Here is a 14288-nt window from a genome sequence, read left to right as displayed (position 1 = left end):
TTCCAGGAAGGCCCCGCCATGCAGGACGCAACCCCTGACAGCGACGGCTCCGGCTCGGAGACCGTTGCCGCCTTCGCCGGGCCCCAGGGCCTGCGCGCGAAGCTCGCCGGCATCCTCTATGCCTCGCCCGCCATCGTGCCGCTGATCGTGCTGATCGTCGCCGTGGCGATCTTCGGTCTCCTGCTCGGCGACCGCTTCTTCACGCCCTTCGCGCTGACGCTGATCCTGCAACAGGTGGCGATCATCGGCATCGTCGCCTCGGCGCAATCGCTGGTGATCCTGACCGCGGGCATCGACCTCTCGGTCGGGGCGATCATGATCCTGTCCTCGGTGATCATGGGCAAGTTCACCTTCGACCTCGGGCTGCCGCCCGCGCTGGGGGTCCTCTGCGGGCTTCTCTGCGGACTGATCTGCGGCTCGATCAGCGGCTACCTCGTGGCCTACTGGAAGCTGCCGCCCTTCATCGTGACGCTGGGCATGTGGCAGATCGTGCTGGCGGCGAACTTCCTCTATTCCGGCTCCGAGGTGATCCGCAGCCAGGACATCGCCGAACAGGCGCCGCTCCTGCAGTTCTTCGGCCGCACCATCGAGGTCGGCGGCGCGGTCTTCACCTACGGGGTGATCCTGCTTCTGGTGCTGGTGGCGGTGCTGACCTACGTCCTCAGCCAGACCGCCTGGGGCCGCCACGTCTATGCCGTGGGCGACGACCCGGGGGCGGCGGAGCTCTCCGGCGTCAACGTGCGCGGCACGCTGATCTCGGTCTATGCGCTGGCGGGGCTGATCTGCGCCTTCGCCGGCTGGGCCCTGATCGGGCGCATCGGCTCGGTCTCGCCACAGGCGGGACAATTGGCCAATATCGAAAGCATCACCGCGGTGGTGATCGGGGGCATCTCGCTCTTCGGCGGCCGCGGATCGGTGGCGGGCACGCTCTTCGGGGCGCTGATCGTCGGGGTCTTCACGCTGGGCCTGCGCCTTCTCGGGGCGGATGTGCAGTGGACCTATCTCCTGATCGGCGTCCTGATCATCGCCGCCGTCACCGTGGACCAGCGTATCCGGAGGGCCAGCCTGTGAGCACGCAACCGATCCTTTCCGCCCGCGGGCTGACCAAGCGCTACGGCCGGGTGACCGCGCTCGACAACTGCGACTTCGACCTCTACCCGGGCGAGATCCAGGCCGTGATCGGCGACAACGGCGCCGGCAAGTCGACCATGATCAAGGCGCTCTCGGGCGCGATCCAGCCCGACGAGGGCGAGATCCGCCTCGACGGCCAGCCGGTCACCTTCGGCTCGCCGATCGAGGCCCGGGAGACCGGCATCGAGACCGTCTACCAGACCCTGGCCATGTCGCCGGCGCTGTCGATCGCGGACAACATGTTCATGGGCCGCGAGATCCGCAAATCCGGGCCCATGGGCCGCTGGCTGCGCCAGCTCGACAAGGCCGAGATGCGCCGCATCGCCCGCGAGAAGCTCTCCGAGCTGGGGCTGATGACGATCCAGAACATCGACCAGACGGTCGAGACGCTCTCGGGCGGCCAGCGCCAGGGCGTGGCGGTGGCCCGGGCGGCGGCCTTCGGCTCCAAGGTGGTGATCCTCGACGAGCCCACGGCGGCGCTGGGGGTCAAGGAAAGCCGCAAGGTGCTGGAGCTGATCGGCCGGGTGCGCGACCGCGGCGTGCCGATCATCCTGATCAGCCACAACATGCCGCATGTCTTCGAGGTGGCCGACCGCATCCACGTGCACCGGCTGGGCCGGCGGCTCTGCGTGCTGCGCCCCGGCGAGGTCACCATGTCCGACGCGGTGGCGCTGATGACCGGGGCCAAGACCCCCGACAGCCTCACCCCGGCGGCCTGACCATGGCGGCGCTGGACCAGGACACCCGCGCGGTTCTCGAACTGATCGGGGGCCGCGCCCGCGCGGGCGCGCGCTCGATCATCGCCATCGCGGGGCCGCCGGGCTCGGGCAAGTCGACCCTGGCCGCCGAGGTGGTCGACCGGCTGAACCAGGAGACCCCGGGCCGCGCGGCGCTGCTGCCGATGGACGGCTTCCACCTCGAGAACCCCGAGCTGGTGGCGCGCGGGCTCCTGGCTCAGAAGGGCGCGCCCGAGACCTTCGACGCCGAGAGCTTCCTGGCGCTGATCCGCGAGATCCGCGCCGGCGGGCGCGACATCGCCTATCCGCTCTTCGACCGGGCCCGCGACTGCACGCTGCCCGACGCGGGCTTCCTGCGCGCCGAGGTGCCGCTGGTGGTGGTCGAGGGCAACTACCTGCTCCTGGGCGAGGGCGCCTGGGGCAAGCTTGCCGCGGAGTTCGACGCCAGCGTGATGATCGCCCCGCCGATCGAGGTGCTCGAGGACCGGCTGATCCGGCGCTGGCTCGACCACGGGCTGCCGCGCGAGGCCGCCGAGGCCCGCGCCCGCGGCAACGACCTGCCCAACGCCCGCCTCGTGGTGGAGCGTTCGCGCCCCGCCGATCTCAGGCTTGGCCAGGACGCCAAGCTCGCTCCCTAACCCTCAAGGACCCTGACAGAATGAAGATCTTCGTCGATTCCGCCGATGTCGCCAAAATCCGCCGCCTCTCCGAGGCCGGGCTGATCGACGGCGTGACCACCAACCCCAGCCTGATCGCGAAAAGCGGCGCGGAGTTCCTGCCGACCATCCGCGAGCTCGCCGCCATGGTCGAGGGCCCGGTCTCGGCCGAGGTCGCGGCCACCGATTACGACACCATGATGCGCGAGGCCGCGGTGCTGGCCAAGATCGCAGAGAACGTCTGCATCAAGCTGCCGCTGACCATGGACGGGCTGCGCGCCTGCGCCAGCATCCGCGCCGAGGGCCGCGAGACCAATGTGACGCTCTGTTTCTCGGTCACCCAGGCGCTGCTCGCGGCCAAGGCGGGCGCGACCTATGTCTCGCCCTTCGTGGGCCGGCTCGATGACCTCAACCTCGAGGGCGAGCAGCTCCTGCACGACATCCGCCAGGTCTATGACGCCTATCCGGCGCTTCAGACGCAGATCCTCGCGGCCTCGCTGCGGAGCGCCAACCACGTCTCGGCGGCGGCGCTGGCCGGGGCCGATGCGGCGACCATCCCGCCGGATGTGATCGAGCGGCTGGCGAACCACGCACTGACCGACAAGGGCCTTGCGGCCTTCGTCGCCGACTGGAAGGCGACGGGGCAGAGCATCCTCTGAGCCCCGCGCCCGGACGCTGAACCAAAACCGGCGCGTGCCGTCCTGGCGCGCGCCGGTTCCTTGTTCGGAAGGTCGAACGCTCAGCGCGGCGCGAGGTAGGTCGCGACCATGGCGTTCAGCGCCGCGAGCACCGCCTCGGGGGCGTCGCCCGCCGCATCGAGCGCCGCGGCATGGTCCGCCAGCCGCTCCTGCGCCGCCCGGGCGGCGTCCTGCGAGACCGGCATCCGCTCGAAGACATTGACGAATTCCATGGCCTCCCAGCCCAGGAGGAAATAGCCCGCGGCCTTCTGCGGCTCCGCCGCTGCCGCGGCATTGGCGGCCTGCGCGGCCTTCTCGAAGGCGTGGCTGCCGCCGCCGTTGTTCTTGATGATCTCTGCGATGTCGCGAAATGCCATTTTGGTCTCCCATGTCGCGCAAAACGTGGTGTGGCCCCGGGCGGTGGGTCGCGCCGCGCCGGGGGTGAAGGCCCTTGGCTCAGGCGTATGCCGGCTCCATCTGCCAGTAAAGCGCCACGCCGGGGTCGAAGACCTCGACCGGCCCCTCGGGCGTCTGAATGCTGGACGGCGGGCGCATCGGGCTGCGGGTCTTCTGCAGCCGCAGCCGGTCGCGGTTGGGCGCCAGCCCGTAGAAGGCCGGCCCGTTCCGCGAGGCGAAGGCCTCGAGCCTGTCGAGCGCGCCTTCCTCCTCGAAGACATGCGCGAGGCAGGGCAGGGCGACGGGCGCGGTGAAACAGCCCGCGCAGCCGCAGGGCGCCTCTTTCGCGCCCTTGAGATGCGGCGCGGAATCGGTCCCGAGGAAGAACCGCGCGTGCCCCGAGGTCGCCGCACGCCGCAGCGCCTGGCGGTGGCGTTCCCGCTTCAGGACCGGCAGGCAGTAGTAATGCGGCCGGATGCCGCCCGCGAACAGCGCGTTGCGGTTCAGCATGAGGTGCTGAACGGTGATCGTCGCGCCGATGCCGGGGGCGCTTTCGCGCACGTAGTCGACGCCCTCGGCGGTGGTGACATGCTCCATCACCACTTTCAGCTCGGGCAGCCGCTGGCGCAGCGGCGCCAGCACCCGCTCGATGAAGACCGCCTCGCGGTCGAAGATGTCGACCTCGGGCGCGGTGACCTCGCCGTGGGTGCAGAGCGGCACGCCCAGCTCGGCCATGCGTTCGAGGACCGGCATGATCGCGTCGAGGTCGCGCACGCCGCGCGCGGAATTGGTCGTGGCGCCCGCGGGATAGAGCTTCGCGGCGGTGACGATCCCGGTCTCGACCCCGGCGGCGAGATCGGCAGGATCGGTCCGCTCGGTGAGATACAGCGTCATCAGCGGCGTGAAGTCGCTGCCGCGCGGCAGGGCGCGGCGGATGCGGTGCTGATAGGCCGCCGCCTCGGCCGAGGTGGTCACCGGCGGGTCGAGGTTAGGCATGATGATCGCGCGCCGCGCCCAGGTGCTGTGCGGCGCCACCGCCGCCAGTATCGCGCCGTCGCGCAGGTGCAGGTGCCAGTCGTCGGGGCGCAGGATCTCCAGCTCGACGGTCATGCGCCCTCCGTGGCGACATGCGCCAGCAGGATCTCGGCCCCGGCCAGGAGGTCGGCGACCTCCATGCTTTCGTCGGGATTGTGCGAGCCGCCCCGGCTGCGCACGAAGACCATGCCCGTGGGCACGCCCGCATTGGCGAAGATCGCCGCGTCATGCCCGCCGCCCGAGGCCATGGCGTAAGGCGCCTGCCCGGCGCGCTCCATGGCCGCCAGCAGCGCCTCGTGCAGCGCCGCGTCGACCTCGGCCGGGGCGTTGCGGATCGGGCGCGGCAGTTCGAAGGTGACGCCGGTCTCTTCGGTGAGCCGGGCGATCTCGTCGTGCAGCGCGGCCTCGACGCGGGCCAGCGTCTCGGGGTGCTGGCTGCGGATCTCGAAGCTGAAGGTCAGGCTGTCGGGGATCCGCGCCATGGCGTGATGCTGCGGATCGGTGCTCATCATGCCGCTGGTCATCACCAGGTCGCCGCCTTCGGCGACCTCGCGCGCCCAGAGGTCGTCGAGCCGCGCCAGAAGCTTCGCCGTCGCCATGACCGGGTCGCGGCGGTAGCTGCGCGGCACCGCGCCGGAATGGCCCGGCTCGCCCAGGGCGCGGACCTCCTTCAGGCGCAGGTTGCCGCGAATGCCGGTGACCACGGCGGCGGGCCGGTCCTCGCCGACCAGAAGCGGGCCCTGTTCGATGTGCAGCTCGAGGTATTCCGCGATCTCGTCGAGCGGCAGCAGCCCGCGCCCCTCGGCGATCGGCGTCACGTCGACGCCAAGCGCCGCCATATGCGCCGAGAGTGGCTTCCCGTCACCCTTGTGCGGGGCCTCCAGCTCCTCGGGCGTCAGCGTGCCGGTCAGCGCCTTGGAGGCCATGTAGCAGGGCCCGAACCAGGCGCTTTCCTCGCCGCGCATGGCGATGACGCGCAGCGGACGGGCAAAGCCCCGGCCCGCGCGCCTCTGGTGGATCAGGCAGACAAGCCCGGCGATCACGCCCGCGAGCCCGTCGTAATTGCCGCCCACGGGCACGCTGTCGACATGGCTGCCGATCAGCCGGTAGGGGGTGCGCCCTGCGTCCTCGGGTAGGCAGAAGACCCGGTTGTCGAGCGCATCGGCGGTGACCACCAGGCCCTCGGCCTCGGCGCGGGCGGTCAGGTAGTCGAGGATCTCGGTCTCCTTGGCCGACCAGGCCGGGCGGCTGACGCCCCGGGTGTCGGGGCTCCGCGTCGCGATCTCGGCGAAGAGCTCCTCGGCGAGGGCCGCGTCCTCGGGCCCGAGTGCGGGCGCGCGGGTTGTGGCGGCGGGATGGGTCACGTCTCTCATGGCGCGGTCTCCATGAATCGCACCGCCTCGGCGGTGGCGTCGTCGCGGATCGAGCCCACCAGCTCGGCGACGCTGGCGATCCCCTCGGTCCGCATGAAGGCGGCGAGGTCGTCGAGAAGCCGGGGCATGGCGGTGGGGTTGATGAAGCTCGCGGTGCCGACCTGCACCGCCGAGGCGCCGGCGATCAGGTATTCGACCACGTCCTCGGCGGTGGAGATGCCGCCGCAGCCGATCACCGGGATCTCGACCGAACGCGCGCATTGATAGGTCATCCGCAGCGCGATCGGCTTGAAGGACGGCCCCGAGAGCCCGCCCATCAGGTTGCCGAGCTTGGGCTTGCGGCTGCGCGGGTCGATGGACATCGACAGCATGGTGTTGGCCACGACCAGCCCGTCGGCGCCCGCCGCCTCGGCGGCCTGGGCGACCTCGACGGTCTCGCCGGTGTTGGGCGTGAGCTTGGCCCAGAGCGGCAGGTCGGTGGCGCCGCGCAGCGCCTCGAGCACGCGGCGCGTGGTCTCGGGGCGCATGGCGAAAGCCTTGCCGTCCTCTTCGATGTTGGGACAGGAGATATTGGCCTCGATCGCGGCGACGCCGGGCTGGCTCACCTTCTCGCAGAGCGCGGCGAACCCCTCGACCGAGGGCGCCGAGATGCTGACCACCAGGGGCGCGCGGTGGCCGGCATAGGCGGGCAGTTCGGAGGCCAGGAAGGCGCCCAGCCCCTTCGAGGGGATGCCGATGGAGTTCAGCATGCCGCCCTCGACCTCGCAGACGCGCGGGGTGGGATTGCCGCCGCGGATCTCGGCGGTGATGGTCTTGGTGACCAGCGCCCCCAGCACGTCGAGGTCGAAGACCTCGGCCATCTCGCGCGAGAAGGTGCCGGAGGCGGGCATGATCGGGTTCTTCAGGGTCAGCGCGCCGACCCGGGCGGTCAGGTCTACCATTCGAGAGCCTCCTGGATGTCGAAGACCGGGCCTTCGCGGCAGACGCGCAGCTGTTCGACGCCGCCCGGTTTGCGGAAGGGGCGCACGCAGCACTGGCACATGCCGATGCCGCAGGCCATTTGCTGCTCGAGCGCGATCTCGCCGGGGATGCCGGCCTTGGCGCCGATCTCTTGGCAAAGCTTCAGGAGCCGGTTGGAGCCGCAGGTATAAAGCATGTCGACCCGGCCCTCGGCGATCTCGGCCTCGATCAGCCCGCGCAGGTGCTCGGGCGCCGAGGTGCCAGCGCTGTCGGTGACCTGGATCACCCGGGCGCCGAGCGCCTCGAAATGCTCGATCGACATGAGGTGTTCGGGGCTCCGGGCCGAGCAGATCGCCGTCAGCACGCGGCCGAGGCGCCGGGCCTCCTGCGCGAGCGGGGCCAGCGTCGCGAGGCCGACGCCGCGCGCCACCGCCAAAAGGCCGTGGGCCTCCTCGGGGATGGTGAAGCCCCGGCCGAGCGGGCCGGTGACGTTCAGGCGTGCCCCGGGCGCCAGCCGCGCCAGCGCGCGGGTGCCTTCGCCGGTGACCTTGTAGAGAAAGCTCAACCGTCCCCGCGCCTTGTCGTAGCCGTAGATCGACATGGGCCGGCGCAGGAAGGGCTGGCTCTCGCCGTCGACGGGGCAGAGGATGTGGAAGAACTGGCCCGGCGCGCAGTCCAGCGCCTCGGCGGGCGCGGAGAGCTCGAGCAGGCGGTAGTCCTCGGCCACGGTCTCATGGGTGAGGACCGTCGCGAGGATCTCCTTGATGGGGCGGGTCGGCGCGGGATCGAGCCGCGCGGGGGACAACAGGGCCACAGCGGATTTCCTTGGGTTAGCGGAAGAACAGGTCCGGCACGAAGAGCGAGATCTCCGGCACGTAGGTGACGATCAGCAGGACCAGGATGTTCAGGGCGACGAAGGGCCAGACCCCGGCGATGATCGACAGGACCGGCCTGTCGAGGGTCGAGGAGGCCACGAAGATGTCGAGCCCGAAGGGCGGGGTGATCATCCCGATGCAGATGTTCAGCGTGACGATCATGCCGAAGTGCACCGGGTCGACGCCGAAGGCCTGGGCCACCGGGAAAAGCGGCGGCACCAGGATCAGGAGCGCCGAATTGGGGTCGATGAACATGCCCGCGATCAGGAAGCAGAGGTTGACCACCAGAAGGAAGGTGATCGGCCCGGCGTTTGCGGTCTCGAGGAAGGCGGTGATCGCCTGGGGCACCTGCGCGAGCGTCACGAAGAAGGACAGAAGCCCGCCCACGGCCAGGAGCACGAAGATCACCGCGGTCGCGACGGCGCTGTCCTCGGTCACCTCCACGAGCTTGGCGACGTTGAGGTCGCGGAAGATCACCATCTCCACGAAGATCGCGTAGACCACGCTGACCGCGGCGGCCTCGGTCGGGGTGAAGAGCCCGCTGTAGATGCCGCCGAGGATGATCACCGGCATACCGAGCGCCCATTTCGCGTCCCAGAGGGCGCGCAGCCGGTCGCTCCAGGCGGTGCGGGGGCCGCCCTCGAGCCCGCGCCGGCGCGCCTCGATGGTGACCATGAGCGAGAAGGCGAGCCCGAGGACCAGGCCCACGGCCAGGCCGCCGGCGAAAAGCTGGGCGATCGAGGTGCCGGTGATCCAGCCGTAGATGATCAGCGTGATCGAGGGCGGGATCAGCAGCGCGGTTTCGGCGCTGGCGACCAGCAGGCCCAGCCCGAAACGTTCGGAAAAGCCGGTCTCGCGCATCTGCGGATAGACGATCCGGCCCATGGCCGCGACCGTGGCGGGCGCCGAGCCCGAGACCGATCCGAAGGCCATGGAGGCGCCGATGGTGGTCTGGCCCATGCCGCCCCGGGTGTGGCCCAGGAAGACCCGCATCAGGTCGGTGAGCTGGGTTGCGATGCGCCCCGCGCCCATCAGATGCGCCGCCAGGATGAAGAAGGGGATCGCCAGGAGCGTGCTGTGGTTGATCCCGCCGATCACCTTCTGGACCAGCGCGGCATCGGGCAGATTGGGGTAGAAGGCTTCTTTCACGCCGAGCGCGGGCAGCGCCAGCACCAGGAACATCTCGAAGCCGCCGAGCAGCAGCACGAGGGCGAAGATCACGATGAGCCAGATCATCAGGAGGCCCCTTTTTCGGCATCAGAGGCGCCGGGCGCCTGCGAGAAACGGTCGATCACCGAGAAGAAGCTCAGCGCGTAGCGCAGTGACAGCAGGCAGAAGCCCGCCACCGGCGCGGCGTAGATCCAGCCCATCGGCACATCGAGGGTCGGGCTGCGCTGGCCGGTCTGCAGCACGAAGCGGGTCAGCCCCAGCGCCAGCCAGGCGAGGTAGAGCGTGGTCACGCAGCCCAGGGCGTCGATGATCTTCTCGGCCAGGCGCTGGGCGCGGGGCGGCAGGCGGCGGCGCAGCGTGTCGATGCCGACGTGGCGGCCGCGCTCCAGCGCCAGCCCCAGCGCGCCGAAGACCAGGAAGATGTTGAGCAGCCGCACCGCTTCCTCGATCCAGGTCAGCCGGCTGGCGACCTCGCCGCCGATCTCGCGGCCAAGGACGTTGAGCGCGAATAGCGCGACCATGCTCAGGAAGACGGTGACGACGAAAAAACGTTCGGCGCGTCTGAGAAGTCCCAGGGGCCCCATGCTGTGCCTCGCGGTTTGCGGTGGAAGTGACGATGGGTCCGGCCCCGCGCATGGGGGCCGGACCTCTGGCCAAGGTGGCCGAGATTACTCGGAGGTGATCTCCGAATACTCGCTTTCGTAAAGCTCGATCAGCGTGGCGCCCTCGTCGCCGGCGCGCTCCTTGTAGGCGGCCACGGCGGCGTCATAGGTCGCGTCGCGCATCGCGTCGCGCTCCTCGGCGGAGGCCTCGCGGATCTCGATCTCGCTTTCGCTGTCGATCACCTCGAGGGCGGCGGCGACGGCCTCTTCCTTGTGGGCGCGCAGCTCGGGGATGACCTCCTCGAAGCTCTCCGAGATCACCGTGCGGTATTCCTCGGGCAGGGCGTTCCACCACATCGGGTTGAACAGCACCACGTCCTCCATGGCGCCATGCTCGGTCAGCACGAGGTAGTCCTGCACCTCGTAGAACTTCATGCGCTGGATGGTATCGAGCGGGTTCTCCTGGCCGTCGACCACGCCGGTCTGCAGCGAGGTGTAAAGCTCGCCGAAGGGCAGGGCGACGGCGGAGGCGCCGAGCGCCTCGAACTGCTCGATCAGGATGCGGCTGTCCATGGTGCGGAACTTGTGCTCCGACAGGGCCGTCAGATCCTCGAGCGGCTTGTTCGAGGTCAGGCTCTTGCGGCCGTTGGGCCAGAGCTCGACGCCCACGACGCCGCGGTCCGAGAAGCTCTCGAGCAGCGCGTCCCCGAAGGCGCCGCCGCGCAGGGCCTGCGCCTCGGTCTCGTCGGCGGGCAAGAGGAACGGGATGTCGAGGATCGAGATCGCGGCGTTGAAGCCGCCCAGGAAGGCCGCCGGGGAAACCGTGGCCTCGAGCGTGCCGAGCTGCACGCCCTCGGTCATCTCGCGCTGCGAGCCAAGCTGGCCCGAGGGGAAGATCTGGAACTCGACCGCGCCGTCGGTGCGCTCCGAGACCATCTCGGCGACCTTTTCCAGGTGCACGTGCCGCGACTGCTGCGGCGATTCCAGGTGACCGATGCGGGCGGTGTAGTCCTGCGCGGAGACCGCCGAGGCCAGGCCCGCGGTCAGGACCGCGGCGCCCAAGCCCAGCCGGCCGGCGAGCGAAAGCGGATGTTGCGTCATTGCAGATACCTCCAGGTTGGCGTGTTTCCTGCGATGCTTCTGCGCGGCGTGTTCAAAGTCAAGAATTTTCTCAAATTTGCGACAAGTGACGCAATCATTGCTATTTTGAGACGTGGTTTGCATAGTGAGCGGGCAGAAAACGAGGGAGCAGGCGCGTGAATCAGCGGGCGGTGACTCAAAGCGACGCAATCGACGCACTCGGAGAACGCCTGCGCGCGGCGCGCATGGGCGCGGGGCTGACGCCGGATCAGCTCGCCGATCTGACCGGGGTCTCGCGTGCGGCCATCTACCGCTACGAGGCGGGCCACCCGGTCCGCGTCGACACCCTGGGGCGGATCGCCGATCACCTCGGCGTCTCGATCGCGACGCTGCTCGGCGTGGCGGTGGAATATGTCTCCAGCGCGCTCGCCTTCTTCGAGCGGATGCGCCAGATCGAGGAGAAGGCCGAGCGCATCAGCGTCATGTTTGGGCCGGTCTCCTACCTGCTGACCACCGACCGTTACGACGCGCTTCTGCCCGAGGTGCTGCGCGAAAGCGTGCCCGAGGACGTGCCCGACCGCGCCGAGGCGCTGGCCCAGATCGACCAGGTGCTCGAGGTGCTGAAGCGGCGCAAGGCGGCCTACCGGGCGCGCCCGCCGCATGTGGTCAGCCTGGTCTCGGCGGTCGAGATCGAGGCCTTCTGCGACAGCGGTTTCGTCGGCACCCAGGCGCTCGCGGGCCGCGCCGACCGCCGCGCCGCCGCCCGTGCCGAGGTCGAGAACATCATCGAGATGCTGAACAGCGAACCGATCGGCGTGCAGATCGGCGTGCTGGTCGATTCGATGCCCGGCGCGAGCTTCCAGATCTTCCGCGGCGCGGCGCGCCCGGAGCTGGCGATGAGCCCCTTCCGGCTGGGCGCCCTGGCCAACGTGCGGCTCGGGGTGGCGACGATCACCTCGGCGCCCGAGGCGGTGGCCCAGCACGAGGCGATCACCGAACAGCTCTGGCGGCGCAGCCTCAAGGGCCGGGACGCCGCCGCCTGGCTCGAGAAGATGCTCTGAGGCCCGGACCCGGGTCACTTGATCTTGACGTCGTTGTGCACCTGGAAGCGCTCGGGGTGGAAGGTCGCCACCGAGACCTCCATGAGCCGCTCGTCGCTGAGATAGAGCTGCGCCTCGATCCGCAGCGCGGGCGCGCCGGGTTCGAGGCCGATCACCTTGGCGTCCTCGTCGGGGCAAGCGACCGCGCGCACCGATTGCGCGACCCGGCCGATCCGCACGTCGAAGGTCTCCTCTATGGTCTGGAAGACCGAGCGGCGCCCCTCGTGCAGGACCGGCTCGATGGCGGCGAAGCGCGCGGGCACATAGACCCGGTTCACGCTGAAGGCGCGGCTCTCGCCCTGCATCCGCCGGCTGCCCGAGACCTCGAGCCAATGGCCCGTCTCGCTGCTGAGCCCGGCGAGCTGGGGGATCTCTTCGGTGGGCACCTGGCGGGTGCTGGTGATGCTGAACTCGGTGTCGCGCCCGAGGCTCAGAAGTTCCGCCACCCCGCTGGTCGCCATGCTGAAGCGGCGCTGCGGCCGGTCCGAGATGATCTCGGTTCCCGCCCGCTTGCGGCGCTTCAAGACGCCCGCCTCCTCGAGCTCGGCAAAGGCCATGCGCAGGGTCGAGCGGCTGATCCCCAGCGTCGCGGCATATTCCGCCTCGGGCGGCAGCCGTTCGCCGACCCGCAGCTCTCCGGCGCGGATCTGGCCGAGGATGTCCTCGCAGACCTGGCTGTAGAGGTTCTTCATCGCAGCGCTCCCGGCAGCCAGAGGGCAAGGTCGGGCACCAGCGCCAGGATCACCGCGAACAGCAGCAGCAGCCCGAAGAAGGGCAGCGCCGCGCGGGCGATGGTGCCGATGCTCTCTCCGGTCTGAGACTGGATCACGAAGAGGTTGAAGCCAATCGGCGGGGTGATCTGGCTGATCTCCACCGCGACCACCACGAAGATGCCGAACCAGAGCGGATCGTAGCCCGCCGCCGTCACCAGCGGCAGGGTGATCGGCAGGGTCATCACGATGATCGAGGTGCCGTCGAGGAACATGCCCAGGAGCGCGTAGAAGGCCAGGAGCACCATGATCAGCGCAAAGGGCGAAAGCCCCAGCGCGGCGATCTGTCCGGCCACCGCCTTGGGGATGCCGAGAAAACCGAAAGCCGCGTTGAGAAGCGCCGCGCCCACGATGATCAGCCCGATCATCGCCGAGGTGCGCACCGCCCGCCGCCCGGCGCGGACCATGGCGCCCAGCGAGAAGCGGCCCATGACCACCGAGATCAGCACCGCGCCGAGGACGCCCACGGCGGCCAGTTCGGTCACGCTGGCGATGCCGGTGTAAAGCGCGCCCATGATGCCGATGATCAGAGCCGCGACCGGCCCGATGTCGCGCAGGCCCTGCAGGCGCTCGGCCCAGCTGGGCGGCGCGGGCTTCGGCTGCGAGCGCGTCACCACCTGGTGGGCGGCGATATAGGCCATGTAGAGCCCCGCCAGCGCCAGCCCCGGCAGGATGCCCGCGATGAAAAGCTCGAGGATCGACTGCTCGGCGATCACCCCGTAGATGATCATGATGATCGAGGGCGGGATCAGGAAGCCCAGCGTGCCCGCCCCGGCGAGCGAGCCCATGGCGAGCCGCCGGTCGTAGCCGCGGGCGGCCAGCTCCGGCAGGCTGACCTTGCCGACAATCGCCGTGGTCGCCGCCGAGGAGCCCGAGACCGCGGCGAAAAGCGTCGAGCCCACGACGTTCACGTGCAAGAGCCCGCCGGGCAGCCGGCCGACCCAAGGAGCGAGGCCCGAGAAGAGCGACCGCCCGAGGCCCGCAGCCACCAGCACCTCGCTCATCAGGATGAAAAGCGGCAGCGACAGGAGCGGCGAGGGGATCATCGCGCCCCAGATCACCCCGCTCGCATAGATGTCCATGGGGATATTGGGTTTGAAGATCGCCAGGAGCAGGTAGCCCGTGGCGAAAAGCGACAGCCCGATCCAGACCGATCCGGCTAGGAGCGCCACGAAAAGAAGGCTGGCGACAAGGGCGATTTCAGTCATGTCCGGGCTCCGCGTCGGCGTCGCGCCATTCGTGCGGCAGCCCCTGCGCCCGACGCACGAGCCGCGCGAAGAGGTCGAGCCAAAGCTGCGTCATCCCCCAAAGCACCACCGCCTGCGGGATCCAGAGCGGCGTCTGCGTTACCGTGGTGGCGAGGATGTCACGCGAAAAAGAGGTTGTGGTCTTGGTCCAGAGCGCCACCGCCATCAGCGCCACGATGGCCAGCCCGGCGGCATTGGCGGCGAGGTCCAGCCAGCGCCGCGCGGGGGCGGGCAGGCGGTCGCCGACCAGCGTGATCCGCACGTGCACCGCGTGGCGCAGCGCGGGGCCCGCGGCCAGCGCGAAGATCGCCGCCATGGCGTATTGGCTGAATTCCCAGGTGTAGGACAGGCTCTGGGCCCGGGCGCGGGCCAGGACCTCGATCAGCATCAGCGCGCAATAGCCGAAGACCAGCGCCACGGCGGCGGTCTCGGCCAGTCGCGACAGGCGGTCTATGAGGGAGAGCAGGCGCTGCATGGGG

The 14288-nt window shown here is 69.8% G+C and carries 16 protein-coding genes; 5 read left to right on the top strand and 11 right to left on the bottom strand.

What is annotated here, in order from left to right; all coding sequences use genetic code 11:
- Positions 1-18 precede the first annotated feature (18 nt).
- Genes ACX938_RS02300 through fsa form a run of 4 tightly spaced genes read left to right on the top strand, consistent with a single transcriptional unit; the run spans position 19 to position 3183 of the window.
- Complete coding sequence (locus ACX938_RS02300) at positions 19-1071, top strand: ABC transporter permease (protein ID WP_232752203.1); 1053 nt, start codon at positions 19-21, stop codon at positions 1069-1071.
- The gene (locus ACX938_RS02295; protein ID WP_232752202.1) at positions 1068-1850 is read left to right on the top strand and encodes an ATP-binding cassette domain-containing protein; all 783 of its coding nucleotides are present in this window, start codon (positions 1068-1070) and stop codon (positions 1848-1850) included. Before ACX938_RS02300 ends, ACX938_RS02295 begins: the two co-directional genes overlap by 4 nt.
- 2 nt (positions 1851-1852) lie before the next feature.
- Positions 1853-2506: an AAA family ATPase gene (locus ACX938_RS02290; protein WP_232752200.1), complete on the top strand. Its 654-nt coding sequence runs from the start codon at positions 1853-1855 to the stop codon at positions 2504-2506.
- Positions 2507-2526: 20 nt separating this feature from the next.
- The gene (fsa, locus tag ACX938_RS02285; RefSeq protein ID WP_459429824.1) at positions 2527-3183 is read left to right on the top strand and encodes a fructose-6-phosphate aldolase; all 657 of its coding nucleotides are present in this window, start codon (positions 2527-2529) and stop codon (positions 3181-3183) included.
- A gap of 80 nt (positions 3184-3263) precedes the next feature.
- On the opposite strand, the gene ACX938_RS02280 is transcribed toward fsa, so the two are convergent.
- From ACX938_RS02280 to ACX938_RS02245, 8 genes are all read right to left on the bottom strand, one after another.
- Positions 3264-3578: a hypothetical protein gene (locus ACX938_RS02280; RefSeq protein ID WP_459429823.1), complete on the bottom strand. Its 315-nt coding sequence runs from the start codon at positions 3576-3578 to the stop codon at positions 3264-3266.
- A gap of 79 nt (positions 3579-3657) precedes the next feature.
- Positions 3658-4707 carry a dihydroorotase gene (gene pyrC / locus ACX938_RS02275; protein ID WP_459429822.1) on the bottom strand — a complete coding sequence of 350 codons (1050 nt, stop codon included), beginning with the start codon at positions 4705-4707 and terminating at the stop codon, positions 3658-3660.
- Positions 4704-6005 carry a hydantoinase/carbamoylase family amidase gene (locus tag ACX938_RS02270; protein WP_459429821.1) on the bottom strand — a complete coding sequence of 434 codons (1302 nt, stop codon included), beginning with the start codon at positions 6003-6005 and terminating at the stop codon, positions 4704-4706. The genes pyrC and ACX938_RS02270 overlap by 4 nt, the downstream gene beginning before the upstream one ends.
- On the bottom strand, positions 6002-6946 hold the full coding sequence (locus tag ACX938_RS02265) for a dihydroorotate dehydrogenase (RefSeq protein ID WP_459429820.1): 945 nt from the start codon (positions 6944-6946) through the stop codon (positions 6002-6004). Before ACX938_RS02265 ends, ACX938_RS02270 begins: the two co-directional genes overlap by 4 nt.
- Positions 6940-7779 (bottom strand): dihydroorotate dehydrogenase electron transfer subunit, encoded by an 840-nt coding sequence (locus ACX938_RS02260; RefSeq protein WP_459429819.1) that lies wholly within the window; start codon positions 7777-7779, stop codon positions 6940-6942. The genes ACX938_RS02265 and ACX938_RS02260 overlap by 7 nt, the downstream gene beginning before the upstream one ends.
- 16 nt (positions 7780-7795) lie before the next feature.
- On the bottom strand, positions 7796-9076 hold the full coding sequence (locus ACX938_RS02255; RefSeq protein ID WP_459429818.1) for a TRAP transporter large permease: 1281 nt from the start codon (positions 9074-9076) through the stop codon (positions 7796-7798).
- The gene (locus ACX938_RS02250; protein WP_459429817.1) at positions 9076-9594 is read right to left on the bottom strand and encodes a TRAP transporter small permease; all 519 of its coding nucleotides are present in this window, start codon (positions 9592-9594) and stop codon (positions 9076-9078) included. Before ACX938_RS02250 ends, ACX938_RS02255 begins: the two co-directional genes overlap by 1 nt.
- Positions 9595-9678: 84 nt before the next feature.
- The gene (locus ACX938_RS02245; protein ID WP_459429816.1) at positions 9679-10713 is read right to left on the bottom strand and encodes a TRAP transporter substrate-binding protein; all 1035 of its coding nucleotides are present in this window, start codon (positions 10711-10713) and stop codon (positions 9679-9681) included.
- A gap of 155 nt (positions 10714-10868) precedes the next feature.
- Between ACX938_RS02245 and ACX938_RS02240 the strand changes: the two genes are divergently transcribed.
- The gene (locus ACX938_RS02240; protein ID WP_459429815.1) at positions 10869-11753 is read left to right on the top strand and encodes a helix-turn-helix domain-containing protein; all 885 of its coding nucleotides are present in this window, start codon (positions 10869-10871) and stop codon (positions 11751-11753) included.
- 14 nt (positions 11754-11767) lie between these two features.
- Here the strand turns inward: ACX938_RS02240 and ACX938_RS02235 are convergent, their stop codons facing one another.
- Genes ACX938_RS02235 through ACX938_RS02225 form a run of 3 tightly spaced genes read right to left on the bottom strand, consistent with a single transcriptional unit; the run spans position 11768 to position 14284 of the window.
- The gene (locus ACX938_RS02235; RefSeq protein WP_459429814.1) at positions 11768-12484 is read right to left on the bottom strand and encodes a GntR family transcriptional regulator; all 717 of its coding nucleotides are present in this window, start codon (positions 12482-12484) and stop codon (positions 11768-11770) included.
- Positions 12481-13770 (bottom strand): TRAP transporter large permease, encoded by a 1290-nt coding sequence (locus ACX938_RS02230; RefSeq protein WP_459429813.1) that lies wholly within the window; start codon positions 13768-13770, stop codon positions 12481-12483. The genes ACX938_RS02235 and ACX938_RS02230 overlap by 4 nt, the downstream gene beginning before the upstream one ends.
- Positions 13763-14284 (bottom strand): TRAP transporter small permease subunit, encoded by a 522-nt coding sequence (locus ACX938_RS02225; RefSeq protein WP_459429812.1) that lies wholly within the window; start codon positions 14282-14284, stop codon positions 13763-13765. Before ACX938_RS02225 ends, ACX938_RS02230 begins: the two co-directional genes overlap by 8 nt.
- Positions 14285-14288 lie beyond the last annotated feature (4 nt).

This window comes from Roseivivax sp., assembly GCF_054552075.1.
Note: the sequence above shows the minus strand (reverse complement) of the source record. Positions and strands in the feature narration are given on the sequence as shown.